Here is a 25,390-nt window from a genome sequence, read left to right on the forward strand (position 1 = left end):
CGGCAAGGCGTAGGCGAAGCACGCAGCGCTCACCGGGTACGCATCGCAAACCGCCTTCGCTCTCCCTAGCGGGCCATCAAAGAACATGCTCGGGGGCGACCCGGCGGGTACCTCCTGGTCCGCTACTGGTCTGACGACCGAGAGGCCACGTGCGCCGTTGGCCGGAAATCGGCCCCTACCAGGGATTACTTTGAGCCCGAGAGGAGAGTCGAACTCCTGACCTACGCATTACGAGTGCGTTGCTCTACCAACTGAGCTACCCGGGCGGGATCCGGCAGGTTACCCGAGGCCGCTGGCCCACCAACAAGGCGCTACCGGTCCACTGCCGGCAGTTGGGCGAATAGTGCCTGCAGGAGGAGGCTCTCATTCGGGAACCGGTGCAGAGCCCTTGCAGCCTCCTCAATGCGGTGAATGGCATCGACCACCTGGTCGGCGTGGCGGGCCACCGCCAGCGCGTCGCGATACACGCCGGCGAAGGTGGCCAAGGCGAAACGGAGCTCGGCCGTGCGATGACGCCGCACCTCGCGCTTGTGACGATCCTCAAGCTCCTTCTTTCCGCTCCCCCGCTGCCCGTAGCGCTCGATCCGTTCCTGAAGTTCGACGGCTTCCTGCTCGTGGCGCTGATCAATCACCTGTTGGGCATCGTCGATCAACCCCTTGACCTCCAGGGCCATCTCCACCGCCCGGGCACCCGTGCCGTTGAGGCGAGCGGGCATCGCCGAGAGCGCCGCGGCCCGCACGGCGAAACGGGCGTCGGTCGCTAGCAGGCGGGCCCGATCGAGGTCACCGGCGGCGGCGGCGGCCACCTCACTGGCTTGATCGGGGGCAATGCCCTCGGCGACGAGCCGCTCAACCACCGCGGCAAGTGGCACGGGACCCAGATCAATCCGCACCGAGCGCGAGGCAATCGTTACCAACTCCGGGGGCACATCCTCGGCCAGGATCACGAAGAACGTGGACGCCGGCGGCTCCTCCACGTACTTCAGGAGGATGGCGCCAAACCGGTCGATCAGATGAAAGTCCTCCAACACCAGAACCTTGCGATTGCCCTCGGCGGGCGAGCGGGCCGCCTTAGCCACGATGGCCTTAGCCGTAGGCACATCAATGCGCCCCTGGGCCGTAGTGGCCTCAAAAATGTGCAGATCGGGGTGCTTCTCGGCCAGCGCCAGTTGCACATGACGGTGGGCCTCCTCACCCGTGGAATCGGCGGAAAGCAGGAGCGCAGCGAAGGCCCGGGCCGCCACCCGTTTTCCCGACCCCGATGGACCCACCAGCAGATAAGCGTGCACCGGGGCCTCCGCCGCCGCACTCAGGTGGGCCACGGCCTGGGGCTGCCCCACTACATCGGCCCACACATCGATCTCAGCGGCCGCGGTCACTCCGAGAGCATGCCAGCCAGCACCCGGTCGGTGCCCAACCTTCAGACCAGGTCGGGAAAGCGGATGCTGATGACCTGCCAAATCTGCTCGGCCACGCGGTCTTCATCCTGCGTACCGTCGATGATCGCCCAACGATCTGGATCTTCGATGGCCTGGCGCAAGAAGCCGTCGTGCACCCGCTGATGGAACGCAGCCCCCGCCGACTCCACCCGGTCCTTAGCCCGAACGAGCCGCTGTTCGGCCACCGACGGCGTGACCTCAAGGAGGAACACGAGGTCGGGCCACAGCCCATCGGCAGCCCAGCGCGAAAGCCGCTCCACCTCGCCGGCGGGAAGTTGGCGGCCGTAGCCCTGATACGCCACCGACGACCCGACGTACCGATCGGTGATGACCGTGCGGCCGGCCGCCATCGCCGGACGGATCACTTCCACCACGTGCTGAGCGCGATCCGCCGCCATCAGCAGCGACTCGGCCCGATCGCTGATCGCCAGAGCCTCAGTATCAAGGAGCAACTGACGCAGTTGCGCCCCCAGCACCGAATCGCCCGGCTCGAAGGTGAAGAGCGCGCTTGCCCCAAGCCGGGCGGCCAAGCGGCGAGCCTGGGTGGACTTTCCACTCCCCTCCCCGCCCTCAAAGGCGATCAGGTAGCCGCTCATTCGTCGGCCTCGTGTTCCTTTGCCTCACGCTCATAGTTGCGGCGAGATTCAGTAATGGGCGCCGTGAGACCGGAAACCAGTTCGGCACCCTCTTGCAGCAGAAACTTGTCGAGAGCACTGGGGGATTCGTCGCTCAGCGCAACGGTGTAGGCCTGTCCGGCCCGGAGCGATAACACCGCCAGCACCCCCGCCCCCAGGATGATCACGCCAGCCAGCCACAAGGTGAGACGCACCCCGGGGATGGCCACACTCACCCCACCAATATCCACTGCGCCGCCGAACAAGTTCTGACTCAGCCGCCCCAAGGCAGCGGCGAGGAAGGGGCCCACCGCAAAAGCGATAAGCACACAGAAGCGCGCCAGCGTGTACAACGCCGAGAAGATCCGACCTCGCAGTTCGTCGTCCACGCTCTCGTGTAACAGGGTGAACCCCAGGACGTAGACCGACCCGGCGCACACCCCCATCATCCCGACGAACAACGAGGCGGCGCCGAGCGCCGACATCGAAGCCGCCAGGATGAGGGACGCGCCCGCCCCGAACACCGACCAGGTGAAGACCCGCGCCTTGGGGATGTGGCGCTGGAACACCGACAGCAGCACCACTCCCACCGCCACACCGCAACCGAGCGCAAAGATCAACAGCCCGAAGCCCGCCGTGCCGGCATCGAGTACCTGATCAGCGAAGATCGGTCCGAGCGGCACCAACATGCCCCCACCCACCAGTCCAGTGGCGAGACCCACGTTCACTGCCCGCACGACGGGGTTCACAAAAATGAACTTCCACCCCTCCTTGAGTTCGTGGAAGGCCTGGCCGAAATCCATGCGCCGCCCGTCCGCCGAAGCCTTGCGCTCGTTCTTCGGGAGGGTGAGTTTGGAAATCATGAAGGCCGAGAGCAGGAAGGTAGCGGCATCCACGTAGAAGGCCAGGCCGACCTGATTGGTGCGCAAGGCGTCAAAGGCGTCGATCTTGCCCAGGGCCGCGCTGATACCGGCAAGCACCGAGAACAACCCGGCGGCGATAGGCATCGTGCCGTAGGCAGCCACCAGTGACAGTGAATTGGCCGTAGTGAGGTGGCTGGCCGGCACGAGGTTGGGCACCGACGCTTCCTTCGCTGGGGTCCACAACAGGGTGAAACACTCCAGCACCAACGAGGCGACGACTAGGCCGAACACCGTGTCGACGAAGGGAAGGGTGAGCAACACCGCCGCTCGTCCGAGGTCGCAGCACACCATCACGCGTTTGCGGTCGAATCGATCGGCGACCACCCCCGATGCGGCACCGAAGAAGAAGCCGGGGATGATGCGCGCCGACATCACCAACCCCACCGCCGTAGCCGCGCCCTTCTGACCACCGATATAGGCAGCCAAGGACGCGATGGCGAGGAATCCCAGCCAGTCACCGATGGAGGAGGCCACCTGCGTGAGCCAGAGGTGGAAGAACTGGGGCGAGCCGAATATCCGGACGCGGAAACCGACCCTTTCGCCTTGATCGCTGCCAAGGCTGGGGTCGATGGGCACTTTGCCGTCCGAGGGTTCGAGCCCGGGCAGCGGCACCTGGCGCGCTTCCGCCATGCCCTCCACGTTAGGGGTCAGACGTCCGTAGCCGGGCCATCAGGCATCGGCGGGCGGGGTGGCCCAGGGGCCGCCTTGATGCCCATCGCCTTCTTGGTGGCCTTCGTGGCCTTGGTGGCCTTGGTGGCCTTCGTGGCCTTCGTGGCCTTCGTGGCCTTCTTGGTGGCCTTCTTGGTGGCGCCGCGCCGGGCCGTCTTCTTCACCGGGCCAGCATCGCGACGAATCTGCAAAAGTTCGGCAGCCCGCTCGATCGTCACGTTCTCCACCGAGTCGCCCTTGCGCAGGCTGGCGTTCGTCTCACCATCGGTGACGTACGGCCCGAAGCGCCCGTCCTTCACCACCACGAGTTTCTCCGACACTGGGTCGTTCCCCAGTTCCTTGAGCGGCGGGGCGGGGGCGGTCTTTCGGCGGCCGAACTTCTTCGGCTCGGCCAGCACCTTGACCGCATCTTCCACCGTGATGGTGAAGAGTTGCTCCTCGCGGTCCACGCTGCGGGTTTCCTCGCCCCACTTCACGAACGGCCCGTAGCGGCCATTGGCCGCGATGATGTCGCCACCGTCGGCGGGATGAGCACCCACCAGCCGCGGCAACCGCAGCAGCGCAAGCGCATCGTTGAGGGTAAGCGTGGACAGCGACATCGTCTGGAACAGCGACGACATCTTCGGTTTCACGCCATCGGGCAGGGTCTCGGCGTCGCCCAGTTGCACATACGGCCCAAACCGTCCGCTCTTGGCGAACACCGGCAGGCCCGTATCCGGGTCCTCGCCGAGCGGTTCGCCACCCTTGGGGGCCGAGAGGATCTCCACCGCGCGCTCCATGGTGAGTTCATCCAGCGGCAGATCCTCGGGGATCGAGGCCGTTTCCTCACCACGCTTGAGGTACGGGCCGTAGCGACCGTTACGCAGAACGATCGGGACACCGTCGTCGTCGACCCCCAGCGGAATCGTGTTGATGGCCTCCGCATCGGCCTCTTCAAGAGCCTTGTCCTTGAGGCCCTTCACGCCCCGGCCGTCGTCGCCAAACCAGAAGTGCGTCAACCACGGAAGGCGAGCCTGACGACCGCCGGCGATTTCATCGAGATCGTCTTCCATGCGGGCGGTGAACTCGTAGTCCACCAGATGACTGAAGTGGTCCTCCAGCAGTTTCACCACCGCAAAGGCATCGGTGGTGGGCACGAGAGCCTGACCTTTTTTCCACACGTAGCCCCGAGCCTGAATGGTCTCCATCGTCGATGCGTACGTGGAAGGACGGCCGATGCCTTTTTCCTCCAGCATCTTCACCAGGGTGGCCTCCGTGTAGCGGAACGGGGGCTGGGTGGTGTGACCGGCAGCTTGCACCAAGGGGTTTGGCAACGCCTGGCCCTGCTCCAGATTCGGCAGTCTGGCCGTGTCGTCGCCACTCTCCTCAGCATCGTCTTCGCCTTTGAATCCGTACACCGCCTGCCACCCGGGGAAGGTGATGGTGCGGCCCGATGCCGTCCACTCGGTGGCCACTCCATCGGCCGTAGTGGCACCGATGCGAACGGTGACGGTGTTGCCCCGGGCGTCGGGCATCTGGCTCGCCACCGTGCGCTGGTAGATCAGTTCGTAGAGCCGCAGTTGATCGCCGCGGAGTTCCCCCCGCAACTGATCGGGGGTCCGGAACGTGTCCCCCGCCGGGCGAATAGCCTCGTGGGCCTCTTGCGCGTTTTTACTCTTCTTGGCGTAGGCGCGAGGCGTGTCGGTGAGGTAATCGGGTCCGAACTGACTCCCGATCACCTTCCGGGCGGCCGCAATGGCGGTACCGGACAACGTGGTGCTGTCGGTTCGCATGTAGGTGATATAGCCGTCTTCGTAGAGTCCCTGAGCCAGGCTCATAACCTGGCGGCTACTCATCCGCAGACGGGAACCACCCACCTGCTGAAGGGTTGAGGTGATGAAGGGCGGCTTGGGGCGAGAGCTGTACGGCTTCGTCTCGGTGTTCGCCACGGCAAAGGCCTGGTCCGCCAACCCGCTCTGGAGACGCGCCGCGCTCACCTCGTCGAGGATGGCGATGTCGTCGCGCTTCGTGCCGCCCTGGGCGTTGAAGTCGCGACTGCCGGCCACGCGGTGGCCGTCGATGGTGGCGAGCGACGCCGTAAAGGCTGGATCAGTGGGGAAGGCGGCGCTGAGGTCCCAATAACCGGCCGCCACAAAAGCCATCCGCTCTCGTTCCCGCTCCACCACAAGACGGACGCTGGGCGACTGCACCCGACCGGCGGAAAGCCCCTGGCGGATCTTTCGCCAGCACACCTCCGACAGCGGATAGCCATAGAGGCGATCCACGATACGACGGCTCTCTTGGGCGTCGACGAGGCCGTAGTCGATGTCACGGGATTCAGCAATGGCCTGCTCGATCGCCGCCTTGGTGATCTCGTGAAACACCATGCGCTTCACCGGCACCGTCGGCTTGAGCACCTCGAGCAGATGCCATGAGATCGCTTCGCCCTCACGATCCTCATCAGTGGCGAGATAGAGCTGGTCGGCGCCCTTCAGCGCTTTCCGCAACTTGGCGATCACATCCTTCTTGCTGGCGTGCACCAGATATTCCACGGCGAAGTCGTTGTCGACGTCGACGCTAAGGCCCTTGGGGGATAGGTCACGAATGTGTCCCATCGACGCCAAAACGGTGAACTCACCGCCGAGGAAACCCTCGATGGTTCGCGCTTTGGCTGGGGATTCGACGATCACGAGCGGCTTTGCCACGGCGCAACATTGGCCCCAACCCCTGCCACCTTGTCAAACAACCCCCCGGTTCCCAGCGGGTTTTGGCCACTAGGGGGCCGGTACCAACCCCCCGCAGGATGCGTTGAGGACTACAAGGTTTGGAGAAGAATGGCGTCGCCTTGACCGCCTCCGCCGCACAGCGCGGCGGCCCCGAGGCCACCACCCCGGCGAGCGAGTTCCAGCAAAATCGTGAGAGCCACGCGCGTGCCCGACATGCCCACGGGGTGACCGAGGGCAATAGCCCCGCCGTTCACGTTCACGATGTCGTCGCTAATGCCGAGATCCGCCATCGAGGCCAGACCCACCGCCGCGAACGCCTCGTTGAGTTCGAACAACGAAATGTCGCTCACCGACTTCCCGGCCCGCTCCACCGCCTGTTTGATCGCGCGGGCGGGCTGCGTGAGGAGCGACGGATCCGGGCCGGCCACCTGGCCGTAGCCCACGATCTCACCCAGGGGCTGCCTACCGAGTTTCTCAGCCATCGCCATGGAGGTGACGATGACCGCTGCACCGCCGTCGGAGATCTGCGAAGCGTTGCCCGCCGTGATGTTGCCGGCTTTGTCGAACGCCGGGCGCAGTTTGCCAAGCGACTCGGCGGTGGTATCTCCCCGAACCCCTTCGTCCGTATCAAAGATCACCGGATCGCCCTTGCGCTGGGGTACCTCTACCTTCACGATCTCGTTATCGAAGAGCCCATCCTTGGCGGCCCGGGCGGCGCGCTCGTGGGACATCGCCGCCAGCGCATCCTGCGGCTCCCGGGCCAGGCCCGCCGAGGCGGCGTACTTCTCCGTACCGGCACCCATCGCCACCTGATCGAAGGCACAGAAGAGACCATCGAACATCATCGAGTCGACCACTTTCTGATCACCGATGCGGAAACCAGCGCGGGCACCGGGGAGCAGATAGGGCGCCTGGGTCATGGATTCCATGCCTCCAGCCACCACGATGTCGGCCTCGCCCGAGCGAATCATCTGATCGGCGAGATGGATGGTGTTCAGTCCCGAGAGACACACCTTGTTGATGGTGCTCGCCGGCACCGACAGCGGGATACCGCCATGCACGGCGGCCTGACGTGCCGCGATCTGACCCGCTCCGGCCTGAAGTACCTGCCCCATAAACACGTAATCCACCTGCTCCCCGGTGAGGCCCGCCCGGAGCAGGGCCTCCTTGATGGCGAAGCCGCCAAGTTCGGCCGCCGAGAACCCCGCCAGAGCACCGGACAACTTGCCGATGGGTGTGCGAGCGCCTGAGAGAATCACGGAACCAGCCATACAACTTCCCCCAAAGAGACGTCGAGATACGAGGGTTGCATCGTACCGATCACCCGACCGCCGCGGCCAGACGACGTCGCAACGGCACCGTCCCCGCCCCCTCGGCGCGACCCAGATTTGCCCCCGGGGTGATAACGGCTGGCCCAATGCCCCGCCCGGTCGATAAGGTGTCTACCGCTGCAGCGGGCCATCGTCGTCCCACCGCAGAGCTTTGGACCTGAACGCTGATCCACCGCTCCCCGGGGGAATCGAACTTGATGTTGCCCACCAAACAAGGCTTGTACGACCCGCGTTTCGAGCATGACGCGTGCGGGGTGTCCTTCGTAGCCGACCTGCACGGGCGCCGCAGCCACGAGACGGTGCGCCTCGGCCTGGCTTCCCTTTGCAATCTTGATCACCGAGGGGCCACCAACGCCGAGCCCAACGTGGGCGACGGGGCGGGCATCCTCATCCAGATCCCCGATCGCTTCTTGCGCGACGTCGTGGACTTTGAGCTGCCCCCGGCCGGCTCGTACGCCACGGGAATGGTGTTCCTCCCGCAGGACCCCGTGGTGGAAGCGGCGGCGATGGCCGGCATCGAAAAGATCGCCACCGCCGAGGGCTTACAGGTCCTGGGATGGCGCGACGTTCCCACCGACGACAGCATGATCGGCCGGCAGGCAGTCGAGGTAGAGCCATCGTTCCGCCAGGTGTTCCTGGGGGTGGCCGAAGGTCATCGCCCGCTGGTCGACATTGCGCTGGATCGCAAGTGTTTCGTGGTGCGCAAACGGGTGGAACACGAGCTCGCCCTCGAGGGCGGTCCGGTGTATTTCCCCAGCCTCTCAGCGCGCACGATGGTGTACAAGGGGATGCTGATCTCGTACCAGGTTGGGGCCTTCTTCACCGACCTCACCGACCAACGGGTCGAATCGGCTCTGGCCCTCGTGCACAGCCGCTTCTCCACCAACACCTTCCCGTCGTGGCCGCTCGCCCATCCCTATCGCTTCGTGGCCCACAACGGCGAGATCAACACCGTCATGGGGAATGAGAACTGGATGCGGGCTCGCGAGGCCCTGCTCGAATCCGATCTCATCGAAGGCCTGGACCGGGCGTTCCCGATCTGCACGCCGGGCAGTTCCGACACCGCCCGCTTCGACGAGGTACTCGAACTCCTCTACCTCGGCGGCTACTCGCTCCCCCATGCCGTACTGATGATGATCCCCGAGGCCTGGGAAAACCATGAATCCATGCCCGACTGGAAGCGGGATTTCTACCGCTTCCATGCCTCGGTGATGGAGCCGTGGGACGGCCCGGCGTCAATCGCCTTTACCGATGGCACGGTGATCGGAGCGGTGCTCGACCGCAACGGCTTGCGACCGTCGCGCTACTGGGTGACCGAAGACGGCCTGGTGGTGATGGCATCGGAAGTTGGTGTCCTGCCGATCGATCCCGCCACCGTGGTACAGAAGGGCCGGCTCCAGCCAGGGCGCATGTTCCTCATCGACACGAAGCTCGGACGCATCGTGGGCGATGACGAAATCAAAGAAGCCCTCGCCGCCCAGCAGCCCTACAGCGAGTGGCTCCACGCCGGGCTCGTGCACCTCGACGACCTTCCCGGCCGAGCGTTCCTCACGCCCCAACACGCCTCGGTCGTAACCCACCAGCGAGAGTTTGGCTACACATCCGAGGAACTCAAGATCCTCATCGCGCCAATGGCCCGCACCGGCGCCGAGCCGATCGGCTCGATGGGCACCGACACCCCGGTCGCGGTGCTCTCCGATCGCCCCCGCCTGCTGTTCGACTACTTCCAGCAACTCTTTGCCCAGGTCACCAACCCACCGCTCGATGCCATCCGTGAGGAACTAGTGACCTCGATGGGCGGCACCATCGGCCCCGAATCCAACCTGCTCCGCCTGGGCCCCGGCTCGTGCCGCCAAGTGGTGCTCCCCCACCCGATCATCTCCAACGAGCAGTTGGCGAAACTGCTCTACATCAATGACGACGACAACATGCCCGGCTTCAAAACCTTCGCCATCGACGGCCTGTACCGCGTGGCCGAAGGCGGCGAGGGCCTGCGGCGGGCCCTGGAGGAAGTGCGCGCCAAGGTGAGCGCGGCCATCGCTGACGGGGCCACCCTGATCGTGCTGTCCGACCGCTACTCCTCCACGGAGCTGGCCCCGATCCCGTCGCTGTTGCTCACCTCCGCGGTGCACCACCATCTGATCCGAGAGCGAACCCGCACGCAGGTTGGCCTCGTCGTGGAGTGTGGCGACGCCCGCGAGGTGCATCACATGGCGCTGCTGATCGGGTATGGCGCCGCCGCCATCAACCCCTATCTGGCCTTCGAGACCATCGAAGATCTGATCGATCACGGCGTGATCACCGACATCACGAAGCGCCAAGCCGTGAAGAACTTCGCCAAGGCCAGCACTAAAGGCGTGCTCAAGATCATGTCCAAGATGGGTATCTCCACCTTGGCCTCCTACACCGGGGCGCAGACCTTCGAGGCCATTGGACTGGCCGAGGACCTCGTGGAGAAATACTTCACCGGCACCACCAGTCGCATCAGTGGCGTGGGCCTCGATGTGCTCGCCGAGGAAGTCGCCCGTCGGCACCGCTTCGCCCATCCCACCCGCCCCACCGAAGCCGCCCATCGCGAGCTGTGGGCCGGCGGCGAGTACCAATGGCGGCGCGAGGGTGAGGTGCACCTCTTCAACCCGGAGACGGTGTTCAAACTTCAACACGCCACTCGCACCAAGCGCTACGACGTGTTCAAGGAATACACCACTCTCGTGGATGATCAAGCCCGCCGACTCGCCACCCTGCGGGGCTTGTTCGAACTGGATGGCCAGGATCGCCCGGCCATCCCGATCAGCGAGGTGGAGCCCGCCAGCGCCATCATCGAACGCTTTTCCACCGGAGCCATGAGTTACGGGTCGATCTCCATGGAGGCACACCAGACCCTGGCCATCGCCATGAACCGCATCGGTGGAAAATCCAACACCGGCGAGGGTGGTGAAGACCCCGAGCGTCTCTACGACCCGGCCCGCCGCAGTGCCATCAAACAGGTGGCCTCCGGTCGCTTCGGGGTGACATCGGAGTACCTCACCAACGCCGACGACATCCAGATCAAGATGGCGCAGGGCGCTAAACCCGGCGAGGGCGGGCAACTGCCGGGCGGCAAGGTGTACCCCTGGATCGCCCGGACGCGGTATTCCACCCCCGGTGTTGGCCTGATCTCCCCGCCCCCCCACCACGACATCTATTCGATCGAGGACCTGAAACAACTCATCCACGATCTCAAGAACGCCAACCCCGCCGCCCGAGTGCACGTGAAACTGGTGGCCGAGGTGGGCGTGGGCACCGTGGCGGCGGGTGTGTCCAAAGCCAAGGCCGACGTCGTACTCATCTCCGGTCACGACGGCGGCACCGGGGCGAGCCCTCTCAATTCGCTCAAGCACGCCGGGGCACCCTGGGAACTCGGTTTGGCCGAGACCCAACAGACTCTGCTCCTCAACGGCCTCCGCGACCGGATCGTGGTGCAAACCGACGGCCAGATGAAAACAGGCCGGGACGTGATCGTGGCGGCCCTCCTCGGTGCCGAGGAGTACGGCTTCGCCACCGCACCGCTGGTGGTCTCGGGCTGCATCATGATGCGCGTCTGTCACCTCGATACCTGTCCGGTGGGCATCGCCACACAAAATCCCGAGTTGCGAGCCCGCTTCACCGGAGAGCCTGAGTTCGTGGAGACGTTCTTCGAGTACATCGCCGAGGAGGTTCGCGAGTACCTAGCCGCCCTCGGGTTCCATTCCCTGGCCGAGGCCATCGGACACGTTGAGTGCATCGACACGCGCGTGGCCGTGGACCACTGGAAGGCGAGCGGGCTTGACTTGTCGCCGATTCTCCACCAGCCCCAATCCGCCTTCGCCCAGGACCTCCATTGCACCGGCACCCAGGATCACGGTCTCGAGCATGCGCTCGACAACGAACTCATCCGCCAAGCCGCCCCCGCTCTCGAACAGGGCGAGCCTGTGGAGATCAACATGGCGATCCGCAACGTGCATCGGGCCGTCGGCACGATGCTGGGCCATGAGTTGACCAAGCACTATCGCGGCGACGGCCTCCCCGACGACACCGTCACCATCAACCTCACTGGCTCGGCCGGACAAAGCCTGGGGGCTTTCTTGCCGCGCGGCATCACCCTGCGACTCGAAGGTGACGCCAACGACTACGTCGGTAAGGGCCTATCGGGAGGCCGCATCATCATCCGCCCGCCGGAAGATTCGCACCCCTCCTTCGTGCCCGAAGACAACATCATCGCCGGCAACGTGATTCTCTACGGCGCTACTGGAGGCCAACTTTTTGCCCGGGGCATCGTGGGCGAGCGGTTCTGCGTGCGCAACTCCGGCGCCACCGCAGTAGTGGAGGGCGTGGGTGACCATGCCTGCGAGTACATGACCGGTGGTCGAGCCGTAGTGATCGGACCCACCGGCCGGAACTTCGGCGCGGGGATGTCGGGCGGGGTGGCCTTCGTGCACGATCCGGACGACACGTTTTTCCGACGCCTCAACGCTGAGTTAGTGGAACTTGAACCGCTCGACTCCGACGACAGCGAGTGGCTCCGCTCCACCCTGCGGACCCACGAGGAAGCCACCGGTTCGGCCCGGGCCCACCAGTTGCTCGAACGTTGGCATAGCGAGGTCCGTCGCTTCAAGAAAGTGATGCCGCGCGACTACAAGCGGGTCCTCGAAGCGGCCCGGATCGCGGAAGAATCCGGCCTCGACGTGGACACCGCAATCATGGCGGCGGCTCATGGATAGCCAGCCTGGAGCAACTATGTCTCCGGACCGCCCGCCCCCCGCCCGCTGGTTCGTTACGAGGTGTCAGTCCCATGGGTGACGTCAAAGGCTTCATGAAGCACGACCGGGAACTCCCCGAGCACCGGGCCGTACCCGTTCGGCTGCGCGACTGGAAAGAAGTGAACGCGCCCTTCCCCGAGGACCACCTACAAACACAGGCCTCGCGCTGCATGGACTGCGGCATCCCCTTTTGCAACAACGGTTGCCCGCTCGGGAACCTCATCCCGGACTGGAATGATCTCGTGTACCGGGATCGGTGGCACGACGCCATCGACAGCCTGCACGCCACCAACAACTTCCCCGAGTTCACCGGCCGCCTCTGCCCGGCGCCGTGTGAGGGTGCCTGCGTGTTGGGCATCAACCAAGACCCCGTGACCATCAAACAGGTTGAGGTGTCGATTATCGACCACGCTTGGGACCAAGGCTGGGTTGTTCCCGTGCCCCCCGCGGTGATTACCGGCAAGAAGGTGGCCGTCATTGGTTCGGGCCCCGCCGGCCTCGCCGCCGCCCAGCAACTCACCCGGGCCGGCCACGCCGTGACCGTGTTCGAGCGGGCCGACCGCATCGGTGGCCTGCTGCGCTACGGGATTCCGGAGTTCAAAATGGAAAAGCGCCACCTCGACCGTCGCCTCGATCAGATGGAGGCTGAAGGCACCCAGTTCCGGGCCGGGGTGAACGTAGGGGTAGACCTCAGCGTGGGTGAACTACGGGCCAACTTTGACGCGCTGGTGCTCGCCGGCGGGGCCACGGCCTGGCGGGATCTTCCGGTACCCGGCCGCCACTTCAACGGTGTGCACCAGGCCATGGAATTCTTGCCGTGGTCCAACAAGGCCGTCGAAGGTGACCTCACCCTGGCCGACCTACCGCTCACAGCCAAGGACAAAGACGTGATCATCATCGGTGGCGGCGACACCGGCGCCGACTGCCTCGGCACCGTCCACCGTCATGGTGCTCGCTCGGTGACCCAACTCGAGATCATGGCCCGGCCGGTGGATGGTCGGCCCAACGCCAACCCGTGGCCCACCTACCCGATGAGCTACAAGGTCACCTCGGCCCATGAGGAGGGCGGCGAGCGGGTATACGCCGTCAACACCGAATGCTTCCTCGGCGACGGCGACGACCACGTGCAGGCCCTGCGCCTCCACGAGGTGGAGATGGTTGACGGCCGGTTCGAGAAGGTGGAGGGCACCGAACGCGAGATCCCCACCCAACTGGTCCTGCTGGCCATGGGGTTCCTTGGACCGGAAAAAGACAGCCTGCTCGACCAACTCGGGGTGGAGTTTGATGGGCGCAGCAACGTAGCCCGCAACGACGATTACGCCAGCAGCGTCAGCGGCGTGTTCGTGGCTGGCGACATCGGGCGCGGCCAGAGCCTCATCGTGTGGGCCATCGCCGAGGGACGCAGCGCGGCCGCCGCAGTAGACCGCTACCTCATGGGCGACACTGCCCTACCGGCCATCATCGCCCCTACCGACCGACCGCTTCTCTAGTCCGCCATCGGACACCGCTAGCGTGCCGCCATGCGGGTAGATATCGGTGGCGGGGTGCGCCTGTTCGTAGACAGCGTCGGCTCGGCTCTGCTCCCCACCGCCGAGGCCATGGTGCTCAAGCCCACCCTGTTGTGTCTCCACGGCGGGCCCGGTTCCGACCACGCCTCGTTCCGGCCGTACTTCGACCGCTTCGCTGACAGTCACCAAGTGCTCTACGTCGATCATCGCGGCCAGGGACGCAGCGACGGACGTCGCGACCCGTCGGGATGGGACCTCGACACCTGGGCCGACGACGTAGTGCGGCTATGTGACGCCCTCGACATCACCCACCCTGCCGTGCTCGGGCTTTCCTTCGGTGGGTTCGTGGCGATCCACTACGCCGCCCGCCACCCACAGCACCCCTCCCATCTGGTGCTGTCGGGCACGCTTGCTCGGCGCGACACCGCCCTTTGCGCGTCGCGCTTCGCCGAGCGGGGTGGGGAGGCCGCCGCCGCTAGTTACCTGCGGGTCTACCGCGACGGCGACACCAGCGCAGAGGCCTGGGCCGACTACGCCCGGCTGAACCTGCCGCTCTACAACAATCACCCCAGCGACTTTGGGCCCCGCCGGGCCTGGGACAACCATCGCGTACTCCAGCATTTCCACCAGGACTTCTTCAACATGGACCTCCGCCCGGACGTTGCGCTCATCGAGGCCCCCACGCTGGTGCTCGCCGGGCGCGACGACCCCATGACCCCGCCCGAGTGCTCGATCGAGATCCTCTCTCTGCTCCCCGAGGGCGTGGGTCGGCTCGAGATCGTGGAGGGTGCCGGCCACGGCACCCACCGCGATGAACCCGACACGACCGAGCAGATTCTTCGTTCGTTTCTGGCGTCTTGAGGACGCACCGAGCTCCGCAGCGATGCGGCTCGCCCTTGGCGGCGCAAGATCACTAGGTTTCCGCCCATGCAGAACTTCCTCGAAGCCATCGAAGGCGGCGCGTCCGGTGAGGACATCGCCGCTATCCCGATCCCCGACAGTTACCGCGCCGCCCACGTGCTGCGCAGTGAGCAGACGATGTGGGAGGGTATGGCGTCCGCCGACAAGGACCCGCGCCAATCGCTCCATGTGGGCGAGGTGGCTACCCCCGAACTGGCCCCCGACGAGGTGTACCTCGGGGTCATGGCGAGTTCGATCAACTTCAACACCGTGTGGACATCGATCTTTGAGCCCATGTCCACCTTCGGTTTCCTCGACCGACTCGGCAAGGAGTCGGCGTGGGGTAAACGCCACGCCCTTGATCATCACGTTGTGGGCTCCGATGCCTCAGGCGTGGTGCTTCGGGTGGGCTCCGCGGTGCGGAACTGGAAGCCCGGCGACCGGGTGGTGGTGCACTGCAACTACCTCGATGACCAAGACCCTTCCGCCCATGACGACGCCATGCTCGCCAGCAACCAGCGCATCTGGGGCTTCGAGTCGAACTTCGGCGGACTCGCCGATCTCGCCGTGGTGAAGGCCAACCAGATCATGCCCAAACCCGAGCACCTGACCTGGGAGGAAAGTGCCGTCAACGGCCTCTGCGCCTCCACCAGTTACCGCATGTTGGTGGGCCGCCATGCCGCCCAGATGCGCCAGGGAGACTCCGTATTCGTCTGGGGCGCCACCGGCGGCATCGGCGCCTACGCCATCCAACTCATCCTCAACGGCGGTGGCACCCCCGTGGGGGTGGTGTCGAGCCCCGAGCGGGCCAAGTTGCTCGAAGCCATGGGCTGTGAGGCCACCATCGACCGGGCCGCCGAGGGCTACCAGTTTTGGAAGGACGAACACACCCAGGACGAGGGCGAATGGCGGCGACTCGGCAAAAAGGTGCGGAGCCTCATCGGTGAGGACCCGAGCATCGTGTTCGAGCACCCCGGCCGCTCCACCTTCGGGGCCTCGGTCTTCATCGCCAAGCGGGGGGGCACCATCGTGACCTGCGCCGCCACCTCCGGGTTCATGCTCGAATACGACAACCGACACCTCTGGATGAAACTGAAGCGGATCGTCTCCTCCCACTTCGCCAACTATCAGGAAGCATGGGACATGAACCGCCTCATCATCGCCGGCAAGATCCAGCCGGTGATGTCGGCGGCCTACGACCTGACCGAGGTGGGCGAGGCAGCCCGCTCCGTCCATCGCAACGAGGCCGAAGGAAAACTGGCCGTGCGATGCCTCGCCCCCACCCCCGGCCTCGGCGTCCAAGACCCGGAGAAACGGGAGCAGATCGGTGAGGACAAGATCACCTTGTTCCAGCGCCACGCCCGGGGGGAACTCTGATGACCTCAGGGTTACTCACCGAAATCGACCACATCGCCATCGCCGTTCGCGACCTTGAGGCAGCCATTGCCTATTACCAGCAGGCCTTCGGAGCCGAGGTCCACCATCGCGAGATCGTAGAGAGCGACGGGGTGGAGGAAGCCCTCATCAAAGTGGCCGACTCCTTCATTCAACTTACCGCAGCCACCCGTCCCGACTCCCCCATCGCGAGGTCGATCGAAAAGCGCGGCGAGGGCCTGCACCATGTTGGCTACCGGGTGGACGATTGCGCGACGGCTCTCGCCGCCATGATCGCCGCCGGGGCCACCGCCATCGACAAGGTGCCCCGCCCGGGGAGCAGAGGCACCACGGTGGCCTTTGTCCACCCCAAGGGCAGTTTCGGCACCCTGATCGAACTGGTGCAGGAATAAGGGTCAGCCAGCCAGAGTCGAGATCCAATCGGCCACCGCGGCATCCACCTGGACGGGATCGGTTCCCTCCACCAGCACCACCAGCGCTCCGTGACGGAACACCCGGGCCGCCAGCGCACCCTTTACCCCCGGAGCCGCATCGGCCGCCCACACCACTCGGTCCACCACTTCAGTAACCGCGGCGGCGCGTCCCCCCGCCCGGGTAGCAGCCAGGGCCGCCATGACCGGATCCAGGGCCTCCGCCGCGGGGTACCGCGCCGGATCCACGGTGAGGGACCACGCCACGCTGCGGCGCTCCCCGGCCACCACCGCGTACCGACCCAACACACCCGTCGCCCCGGCCACCTCCGGCGGAGCCGGTGGCACTTCGATCTCCGGCGCGACGATGTTCTGGAACGACACCGTGGGCACGACCACAAACGGTGCCTCAATGGGTAAGGGAAGCATCGGCGTGACCGGCACCGTGGTGCCCACGATCCCCGCCACCCGCGCCGCTACTTGCCGCTCCACCACCAGGGCCGTGTCGGCGCCGATCGGGGCGGTGACCAGCACCAAGAGGTTCCCCAGCACGAATCCCTGCGCAGTGGTATCTGTGCCCACTGATCGCCACGTACGTTGCGGGCCCACCGTTACCTCCTCGATGGGGCCGCCGCCGTAGGACTCGATCAACCCAACGAGAAATCCGTCGAGCGACCCCGCATCAAAAAACTCGGCTCCGTTGAGGGTGAGCACCATCACCCGCGCCACCAGGCGGGTGGTGGCCACGCTCAGCACTCGGCGGGCGGCCGCCGCGGTCACCTCTGGCCCCTCCACAAAGGCATCGGCGGCGGCCTGCTCGCTGGGCAAGGGTTCCCCGAAGGTGAGGCCATCGGCCACCAGCACCGCGGCGGGATCCACCGGCGTCAGATCGATCCCACCGGCGAGGGTGGGCAGGGCCCCACGATTCGACCGATCACCGCGCTCCTCCGGCCCGGTGGCGGAGTCCCGGGCGGGGTTGTCGCCGCCACAGGCCCCGACAAGAAGCAAAAGACCCACCGCGACGGCGCTCCAGCAAGGGCGGATCGATGCCCGGGAATAGGACGTATTCGTCAGCACGGTGACGATCAACCTACCGTCGGCCTACGATGTAGATCCATGCACGAACCCCTCGAAGAGCTACTCGCCCACCTCAAGGAAGCCATCGACGCCGCTGAAGACGGCGCCGACAACCGCGAGGAGCTCGCCGCCCTCGCCGGCGAAGTCGAGCGCCGACTCGGCGAAGAAGACCCCGACGGCGTGGTCGACGAACTCCTCGAGCACGTACAACGCTTCGAGGTATCGCATCCATCCCTCGCCGCCACCATTGGGCGAGCCGCTGATGCCCTCAGCGCCATGGGCCTCTGACCTCTAATCCCGGTCCGGGCGACACGATGCAGGTACACCTCATCGACGGCACCTACGAGCTGTTCCGTTACCACTACTCACCGGGCAACACCGACGCCGCCTACGGCGCGGTGCGCGGAGTGGTGGGGTCGTGCCTCACCCTTGTTGAGCAGGGGGCCACCCACGTGGCCATCGCCACCGATCACGTTGTCGAATCCTTCCGCAACGCCCTGTGGGCCGGGTACAAGAACGGGTCCGACATTGAACCGGCCCTGCACGCCCAGTTCCCAGTCGTGGAAGACGCCCTGCGCTCCGCAGGCTTCACGGTATGGCCCATGGTGGACCAAGAGGCCGACGATGCCCTGGCGGCGGGGGCGATGGTGGCCGCCGCCGACCACCGCGTTGAGCGCGTGGTGATCTGTACCCCCGACAAGGACCTGGGACAGTGCGTGGGGGGCAAGGTGTGGCAATGGGACCGTCGCCAGGACAAGTGGTTCGATGCGCAGGGCGTGCGCACCCGGCTCGGGGTGCCACCGGCATCGGTGCCCGACCTCCTCGCCCTCATGGGGGATAGCGCCGATGGCTTTCCTGGGCTCCCGGGGTGGGGAGCCAAGTCGGCGGCCGCCATCCTGGACCGCTGGGGGCACCTCGAGGACATTCCCCAAGATCCCGCCCAGTGGGACACCAACGTGCGCGGCGCCACCCGGCTGAGCGCCACCCTGCGGGAGCAATTCGACTTGGCTGTGCTCTTTCGGCGCATCGCCACCGTGATGACCACCGCAGCGGTCGGCACCGTTGACCAATGGCGCTGGACGGGCCCGCAGGAAGGCTTCACGACGGTGGCGCAAGACCTCGGCGACAGCCGGCTCGCCGAACGCGCCAACCGGCTGGCGGGGGGCTAACCCGGCCCCCCCGGTGGGGCGTCAGGCGTTCTTGGGAAGATCCCGGAAGGCCGCCGTCTTGTCGCTGTTGGGCTCCTTGGGGAGGCCGAGCACGCGCTCGCCGATGATGTTCTTCTGCACCTGGTCGGTGCCGCCATAAATGGGCGGGGCCTGGGCGAACAGGGCCATCCCGGTGATCATGGCGGTGAAGGGGTTGCCGGTGGCCTCATTCAACGCCGCTTGCTGGTCGGGCGTGTAGCCGTGCAGCGTGCCGAGGGGTCCGAGGATCCGCAGGCCGAGATCGCGCTGTTGCCGCACGATCTCGCTCATCGAAAGCTTGGAAATGTTCGGAAGCCCGGGCACGTCTTGCCCGATGGCCTTCGCCGCCTTGGCTCGCAGGCTGTGCATGCGACCGAGTTCGTTCAGCGTATGCAGTTTCATCAGATCCTGCCGAACACTGGGATCGGCGATTTTACCGTTGCCCTTGGCCAGATCTACCAAGAGGTTGTAGGACGCACCGAACATCCCACCGCCACCGCCACCGCGCCGCGGGCGGCTGCCCCCGGTGGGCACGAAGTCGCCGGCACGCCGCGCAAGATCGTTCACGACCGTCCCGGGAGTAGCCGCACCGCCGGCCGCGTGTCCGCCCCCGGATCCAAGCCCGGCCCGCTCGTTCTGCAGCGTGGTGTTGGCTACCGCCCACCCGTTGTTCAGACCACCCACGACGGCGCTGTTGGGCACCACCGCCTCTTCCATGAAGACCTCGTTGAACAGGGCGTGGCCGGTCATCTCTACCAAGGGCCGAATGTCGATGCCCTTTTGGTGCATGTCGATGGCGAAGTATGTGATGCCCTGATGCTTAGGCACATCCGGATCAGTGCGGGCGATGAGCATGCCGAGGTCCGATACCTGGCCGCCGGAGGTCCACACCTTCTGGCCGGTCACAATCCACTCGTCACCGTCCTGAATCGCCCGGCTCTGCAGACCAGCAAGGTCCGAACCCGCCCCGGGCTCGCTGAAGAGCTGACACCAGGCCTTCTGCCCGGTCACGATGTCTCGCACGTACAGATCAATCTGCTCTTGGGTGCCGTGGCTGGCGATGGTGGGAGCGGCGAGGAGCAGACCGAGGCCACCCGGGGCTCCGAGGGCGCCGAATTCCACGATGGCGTTTTGTACCGCCACGGTGTCGTTGCGGTTCAGGCCCTTGCCGTACGCATGCTCGGGCAAGCCAGGGGCCGCCCAGCCCGACAGACCAAGACGGTTCCACCATTCGGCGACGGTGAGGTCGGGGTCCCAGTTCTCTGCCAACCACACCTTGACGGCCTCAACGGCCTCGTTGGCATGGACCAGGCGCTCTGTGGTGTCGGTCATCGATCCCCCTGGAACCGCTGGACGGTGGGTGTATGACACCAGTAGAAACCAACCTGACCGGCGGGTCAAGTTGGCCCGAGAACCCTCGGACACCCCCGGGTCATGGCCGTCGGTCCCGGTCCCGAATAACCCTCCTAGCCGGCCCTATTGGACCCCGCGCACCGCCGCGATCCACGCGGTGGTGGTCATCGCGATGGCCCCGAGGGGGGTCGAGCGGGCAGACTCTTACCCGGCCCGTGCGTGCATGTGTGCGTGGCCACCTTCTGATGGTCTCTTCTCTTCGTGACATCCCCGGGGCCCAAGGGCCCCGTCGCCGCCAGGCCCCCCGGGGCCTGCGCAAACCGGCGCGCCGTCCCTCACTCGACTTCACCCCGGGGCCGCTGCCGACCCACCGGCCCCGGCGCCGCCGCGTCTATCGGTCGCGTCGACCGATAGACCTGTTCCTGTGGACGTTGGCGCTCGTGGCGGTGGCCATGGCGGCCTGGATCGGGCACGCGTTCTGGAGTTCCACCCGTATCGAGATCGCCGTCGCCGGGGTGGACAACGGCCAGGCCCTCACCCCAGGCAACGCCGCCGCGTTGAACGTCACCCTGGCCTTCGCCTCCCCCGACGAACTCTTCCGCAGCACCCTCACCCTCGACGGTGTCGACGTGAAACAAGATCTCGCTCCCGGCGATTACGCCAGTACGACCGTGCTGATCAGCCCACAGCAACTCGTTACCTCTGAGGTCGTGGAGCATGCTCTCGACGAGGGGGACCACGAAATCAAGGTGTCCGTGGGACGGTTCCTCCTCGGCGACTCGCACTTCACCTGGCGCTATTCGGTCGACAGCATTGCTCCGGTCATCGACCTGCCATCGAGCCTCAAGCCAGTGGCCATCGATAAGAAGGTGACGGTGCAGGGCTCGGTGGAGAAGGGCGCATCACTCACCTTCGCCGGCAACCCGCTCGCCACCAATGACGGCCGCTTCAAGGTGACCTTCGACAGCCCCCCCACCGGTGTCCTGCGTTTCGAGGCCACCGATGAGGCGGGCAACCAAACCCTCGCCACCACGGTGGTGCCGGTGACCTACCCGGAGGCGTCGCGCGGCATCCACGTGAGTGCGGCCGCCTGGGCCGACGACGAACTGCGGACCGGCGTGCTCAACCTCATCGACGAGGGCCGCATCGACACGGTGGAGCTCGACCTCAAAGACGAGTCCGGGATGATCGGCTACCAGTCCAAGATCCCCGAGGCCCTTCGCATCGGGTCCATCGCGGGCATCTATGACCTCGCCGAAGTCGTGCGAACCCTCGACGCTAAGGGGGTGCGCGTCGTCGGTCGCCTCGTGGCGTTCCGCGATCCGATCTACGCAGAGGCCGCCTGGTCTGAAAACCGCCAGGACGAGGTGCTCCAAACCCCCGAGGGCGGGATGCTGAGCGCGTACGGCGGCTTCACCAACTATGCCAACGCCAAGGTCCGTGACTACAACCTCGATATCGCCCTCGAAGCGGTGTCGCTCGGTGTAAAAGACATCCTCTGGGACTACATCCGCCGACCGGAGGGTGCACCCGACACCATGGTGGTGCCTGATCTCGTTGGAACCAGTTCGGATTCGGTGGCCGGTTTCCTCAGCACCTCTCATGAGGCGCTGCGTCGGCAGGGTGCTTACCAGGGAGCATCAGTGTTCGGCATCGCGGCGGCCGCCGGTGACAGCATTGCCCAGGACGTACCGAAGATGGCCACTGCGGTGGATTACCTCGCCCCCATGCTGTACCCGTCCCACTGGGGGGCGGGTATGTATCGGGTGGCCAACCCGATCAAACAGCCCGGCGAGATCATCGCGGCATCCCTCGCCGACTTCCAGCGGGTAACCAAGGGCACCGGCGTGCGGTTGTTGCCATGGCTGCAGGACTTCACCCTCTACGGCGTGCCGTACAACGAGGCGGAGGTGCGGGCCCAGATCGCCAGCGCCGCCGCCGTCGGAGTAGACGGGTTCCTGCTGTGGAACCCGCGGGTGCGTTACACCGCCGAGGCGCTCGATCCCATCGCACCCTGAGGTGGCGCTGCCGGACCCACCCGGATCGACGGCTGACTCTCCCCCGAACTAGAACCTGTTCTAGTGGACGTTGACGACAGCCCGGCCGAAGCGGCCGTTCGAGCCGAGGCCCGGGCCTGGTTCGAGTCGGTGGCCAAGATCCGTGGCGAAGGCGAGGGCCACTGGAAAGCCTTTCGGGCCAAGACCGACGACGCCGACGTTGCCCAACTGAACATGGCCAAGGCCTGGCAGCGACAGAAGTTCGACGCCGGGTGGGCGGCGCCCCATTGGCCACGCCACTTCGGCGGGCAAGGACGGTCGGGCATCGAGGCGGGCGTTGTGTCCGAGGAGGAGACCCGCTTCGACGTGGCCGCCAACTTCTTTGTCGTCGGCATCGACATGGCCGGGCCCACCCTCATGGCCCACGGCACCGACGAGCAGCAGCAACGACTCCTCCCACCGATGCTGCGGGGGGAGGAAGTGTGGTGCCAACTCTTCAGCGAACCCGGGTCGGGGTCGGATCTGGCCTCCCTCAGCACCAGGGCGGAACGAGACGGCCACGAGTGGGTCATCACCGGCCAGAAGGTGTGGACATCCTTCGCCCATAGTTCCGATTGGGGCATCTGTCTCGCCCGCACCGACCCCCACGTCTCCAAGCACGCGGGCATCACATACTTCGTGGTCGACATGCACTCGCCTGGTGTCACCGTGCGTCCCCTACGCCAGATCGACGGGGCCATCCACTTCAACGAGGTGTTCCTCGACGCCGTGCGGGTGCCCCACGCCAACGTGGTCGGTGACGTCGGCGATGGGTGGCGGGTGGCCATGACCACCCTCACCGCCGAACGCACCTCCATCGGCGGAGGCGGCCAGACAGGATGGCGGGACATCGTGACGTTGGCCCGCCTCTTTGCCGTGAACGACAACCTGGTGCTGCGCCAGGAACTCGCCCGTCTGGCCACGCTAGAAATGATTCAACGGTGGCTCGTGTACCGCGTGCGCACTGCGGTGGCCCAGGGCGTACCGCCGGGACCGGAGGCTTCGGTGCTGAAACTCCTGAACAGTTATCAGGTGGAACACACCGGATCAACGGTCATGTCGATCATGGGTGCCACCGGCACCCTGTGGCACGACGATGCCCCGGACGCTGGCTTCTGGCAGGACGTCTTCCTCTTCCAGTGGTCCAGTCGGATCGGTGGCGGCACCGAGAACATCCAACGCAACATCGTCGCCGAGCGTCTGCTGGGCCTGCCTCGCGAGCCCGACCCTCTCAAAGGACAACCGTGGAGCGATCTGCCCAAGAGTTGAGGGAGCCCGCCAGCCACCCCGATCGCCGCCACTGCGAACCGTAGGTGGCTCCCGCATTGGTAACAGCGCGATCGCTCCATCAGAGGCGAACAAGACCCCCGGGGCGCGTGCCGGTCATTTCGCCGTGTTCCATCGTGACCTGCCCGGCCAGCAGCGTGGCCACGTAGCCGTCGGCCTTCTGGATGAGTCGACGACCACCGGCGGGTAGGTCGAACGCCATTTCCGGGGCCCGCAGATGCATGCCCTCTAGGTCGATCAAGTTGATATCGGCCCGCATCCCAGGGCTGAGTACCCCCCGGTCGGTGAAGCCATAGGCAGCCGCCGTGCGGGACGTCTGCAAACTGATGGCGTGCTCCAACCCGATACGCGGACCGCGCTCACGCCCGTTCACCCAGTGAGTGAGGAGATAGGTGGGCATGCTGACGTCGCAGATGAGCCCACAGTGGGCGCCCCCGTCGGAGAGGCCGAGCACCGTGTTGGGGTGGGTCATCATCTCCCGCACCACCTCGTGGTCGTGGTCCATGTAGGTGGCCAACGGAGCAAACAGGAAAGCGGTGCCGTCGCGCTGCAAGAGCCAATCGAGTACCACCTCCTGCGGGTGGCGGCGCTCCCGTTCCGACACCCCGGCCACGCTGGCGGAACGCGGCGGCTCGTAATCCGGTGGGTCGCCCAGCGGGAAGATCTGGTCCCACCGTTGCATCAGAGCCAGGGCGATGACGTTTTCGGTGGCGGGCGCCTCAGCCGCCAGCGCGGCTCGCACCTCCGGCCGGGACAGGTACGCCACCCGCTCGCTCAGGGGGAGATGCTGTACCGCCACGTAGCTGGGATGGGTGGAGAAGGGGTGGAGCGAAGATTGAAGACCGAACAGCATTCCGGTGGGGCGACAGGCCACCTGCGGGATGATCCGCCTACCGTCTCGCAGATCCGCCTCGGTAGCGGCGAGGGCCTCGCGCCAACGATCCGGCGCGTAGGGCGCCTGCGCCAGGGTGTAGGTGGCCTTCACCCCGGTGCGGTCGACAAGATCGACCAGCCAATCCCGGTCGCCAGCACCGCCATGGTGATCCGACACCAGTTGGAACACGCCGTGGCCAGCGCGAGCCATCCCTTCGGCTAGCCCCAGAAGTTCGCGGGGGAGGGCCTCGGTGCCGGGCACCAGGCCGTACTTCGAGCGATGAAGAATCGTGCGACTGGTGCTTACGCCACAGGCCCCGGCCCGCAGGCCCTGTTCGGCAAGGGCGGCCATGGCGGCGATGTCATCGGCGGTCGCATCTTGCTCGTGGGCCCGCTCCCCCATCACGTAGGCGCGCAGCGCCGCATGGGGGACTTGGGCGGCCACGTCGAGAGCACGGGGCGTCTTGTCGAGCGCGTCGAGGTATTCGGGGAAACTCTCCCAGTCCCAGTCGATGCCCTCGTGCAGTGCCGTACCCGGGATGTCCTCCACCCCTTCCATCAATTCGATGAGAAAACCCTGCGCATCGGGGCGAACGGGAGCGAACCCCACCCCGCAGTTGCCCATCACCACTGTGGTCACCCCGTGCCAACTACTCGGTGTGAGTTCGGGATCCCAGGTCACCTGACCGTCGTAATGCGTGTGGATATCCACCCACCCCGGCGCCACAACGAGCCCATCGGCAGCCAATTCGCGCTCGCCTCGGCCATCTACCCGCCCCACCTCGGTGATCAGGCCGTCGGTCACGGCGATATCAGCCGTAACCGACGGAGTACCGGTGCCATCCACCACGCTTCCCCCACGGATAACCAGGTCGTGCATTTCCACTTCCCCTCGTTCCAAAACG

Annotated in this window: 17 protein-coding genes and 1 tRNA gene; 9 read left to right on the top strand and 9 right to left on the bottom strand. The window is 65.9% G+C overall.

Features of this window, described 5'->3' with window-relative positions:
• Positions 1-190 precede the first annotated feature (190 nt).
• The 6 genes from EXQ71_09095 to EXQ71_09120 form a co-directional block, all read right to left on the bottom strand.
• Positions 191-266 (bottom strand) — tRNA-Thr (locus EXQ71_09095).
• Between the two features lie 45 nt (positions 267-311).
• Positions 312-1,460, bottom strand: coding sequence for a hypothetical protein (locus EXQ71_09100; protein MSO87660.1), 1,149 nt, complete (start codon positions 1,458-1,460; stop codon positions 312-314).
• A complete protein-coding gene (gene tmk / locus EXQ71_09105) occupies positions 1,421-2,035 on the bottom strand; it encodes a dTMP kinase (protein MSO87661.1) in 615 nt (204 codons plus the stop codon). Before tmk ends, EXQ71_09100 begins: the two co-directional genes overlap by 40 nt.
• Positions 2,032-3,606, bottom strand: a complete 1,575-nt coding sequence (locus EXQ71_09110; GenBank protein MSO87662.1) for an MFS transporter — start codon at positions 3,604-3,606, stop codon at positions 2,032-2,034. Before EXQ71_09110 ends, tmk begins: the two co-directional genes overlap by 4 nt.
• Before the next feature lie 17 nt (positions 3,607-3,623).
• On the bottom strand, positions 3,624-6,329 hold the full coding sequence (topA, locus tag EXQ71_09115; protein ID MSO87663.1) for a type I DNA topoisomerase: 2,706 nt from the start codon (positions 6,327-6,329) through the stop codon (positions 3,624-3,626).
• A gap of 110 nt (positions 6,330-6,439) precedes the next feature.
• Entirely contained in the window at positions 6,440-7,621 is a 1,182-nt protein-coding gene (locus EXQ71_09120; GenBank protein MSO87664.1) for an acetyl-CoA C-acetyltransferase, read from the bottom strand.
• Between the two features lie 257 nt (positions 7,622-7,878).
• Between EXQ71_09120 and gltB the strand changes: the two genes are divergently transcribed.
• The 5 genes from gltB (at position 7,879) to mce (ending at position 16,654) form a co-directional block, all read left to right on the top strand.
• The gene (gene gltB, locus EXQ71_09125) at positions 7,879-12,420 is read left to right on the top strand and encodes a glutamate synthase large subunit (protein MSO87665.1); all 4,542 of its coding nucleotides are present in this window, start codon (positions 7,879-7,881) and stop codon (positions 12,418-12,420) included.
• Between the two features lie 71 nt (positions 12,421-12,491).
• Positions 12,492-13,949 carry a glutamate synthase subunit beta gene (locus tag EXQ71_09130; protein ID MSO87666.1) on the top strand — a complete coding sequence of 486 codons (1,458 nt, stop codon included), beginning with the start codon at positions 12,492-12,494 and terminating at the stop codon, positions 13,947-13,949.
• Positions 13,950-13,979: 30 nt separating this feature from the next.
• Positions 13,980-14,828 carry an alpha/beta hydrolase gene (locus EXQ71_09135; protein ID MSO87667.1) on the top strand — a complete coding sequence of 283 codons (849 nt, stop codon included), beginning with the start codon at positions 13,980-13,982 and terminating at the stop codon, positions 14,826-14,828.
• A 66-nt stretch (positions 14,829-14,894) separates the two neighbouring features.
• Positions 14,895-16,244: a crotonyl-CoA carboxylase/reductase gene (gene ccrA, locus EXQ71_09140; protein ID MSO87668.1), complete on the top strand. Its 1,350-nt coding sequence runs from the start codon at positions 14,895-14,897 to the stop codon at positions 16,242-16,244.
• Entirely contained in the window at positions 16,244-16,654 is a 411-nt protein-coding gene (gene mce, locus EXQ71_09145; GenBank protein ID MSO87669.1) for a methylmalonyl-CoA epimerase, read from the top strand. The genes ccrA and mce overlap by 1 nt, the downstream gene beginning before the upstream one ends.
• A 3-nt stretch (positions 16,655-16,657) precedes the next feature.
• Here the strand turns inward: mce and EXQ71_09150 are convergent, their stop codons facing one another.
• Positions 16,658-17,749 (bottom strand): hypothetical protein, encoded by a 1,092-nt coding sequence (locus tag EXQ71_09150; protein MSO87670.1) that lies wholly within the window; start codon positions 17,747-17,749, stop codon positions 16,658-16,660.
• 39 nt (positions 17,750-17,788) lie between these two features.
• On the opposite strand from EXQ71_09150, the gene EXQ71_09155 reads away from it, so the two are divergent.
• Positions 17,789-18,037, top strand: a complete 249-nt coding sequence (locus tag EXQ71_09155) for a DUF4404 family protein (GenBank protein ID MSO87671.1) — start codon at positions 17,789-17,791, stop codon at positions 18,035-18,037.
• Between the two features lie 26 nt (positions 18,038-18,063).
• On the top strand, positions 18,064-18,918 hold the full coding sequence (locus EXQ71_09160; GenBank protein MSO87672.1) for a flap endonuclease: 855 nt from the start codon (positions 18,064-18,066) through the stop codon (positions 18,916-18,918).
• A gap of 21 nt (positions 18,919-18,939) precedes the next feature.
• Here the strand turns inward: EXQ71_09160 and EXQ71_09165 are convergent, their stop codons facing one another.
• Positions 18,940-20,268, bottom strand: a complete 1,329-nt coding sequence (locus EXQ71_09165; GenBank protein ID MSO87673.1) for an acyl-CoA dehydrogenase — start codon at positions 20,266-20,268, stop codon at positions 18,940-18,942.
• A gap of 32 nt (positions 20,269-20,300) precedes the next feature.
• On the opposite strand from EXQ71_09165, the gene EXQ71_09170 reads away from it, so the two are divergent.
• Positions 20,301-22,307, top strand: coding sequence for a hypothetical protein (locus EXQ71_09170; protein ID MSO87674.1), 2,007 nt, complete (start codon positions 20,301-20,303; stop codon positions 22,305-22,307).
• A 63-nt stretch (positions 22,308-22,370) separates the two neighbouring features.
• The gene (locus EXQ71_09175) at positions 22,371-23,594 is read left to right on the top strand and encodes an acyl-CoA dehydrogenase (protein ID MSO87675.1); all 1,224 of its coding nucleotides are present in this window, start codon (positions 22,371-22,373) and stop codon (positions 23,592-23,594) included.
• 79 nt (positions 23,595-23,673) lie between these two features.
• Here EXQ71_09175 and EXQ71_09180 read toward each other — a convergent pair whose 3' ends face one another.
• Complete coding sequence (locus EXQ71_09180; protein MSO87676.1) at positions 23,674-25,365, bottom strand: D-aminoacylase; 1,692 nt, start codon at positions 25,363-25,365, stop codon at positions 23,674-23,676.
• Positions 25,366-25,390 lie beyond the last annotated feature (25 nt).

It is taken from the genome of Acidimicrobiia bacterium (assembly GCA_009694375.1).
In the GTDB taxonomy this organism is placed as follows: domain Bacteria; phylum Actinomycetota; class Acidimicrobiia; order Acidimicrobiales; family VFJN01; genus VFJN01.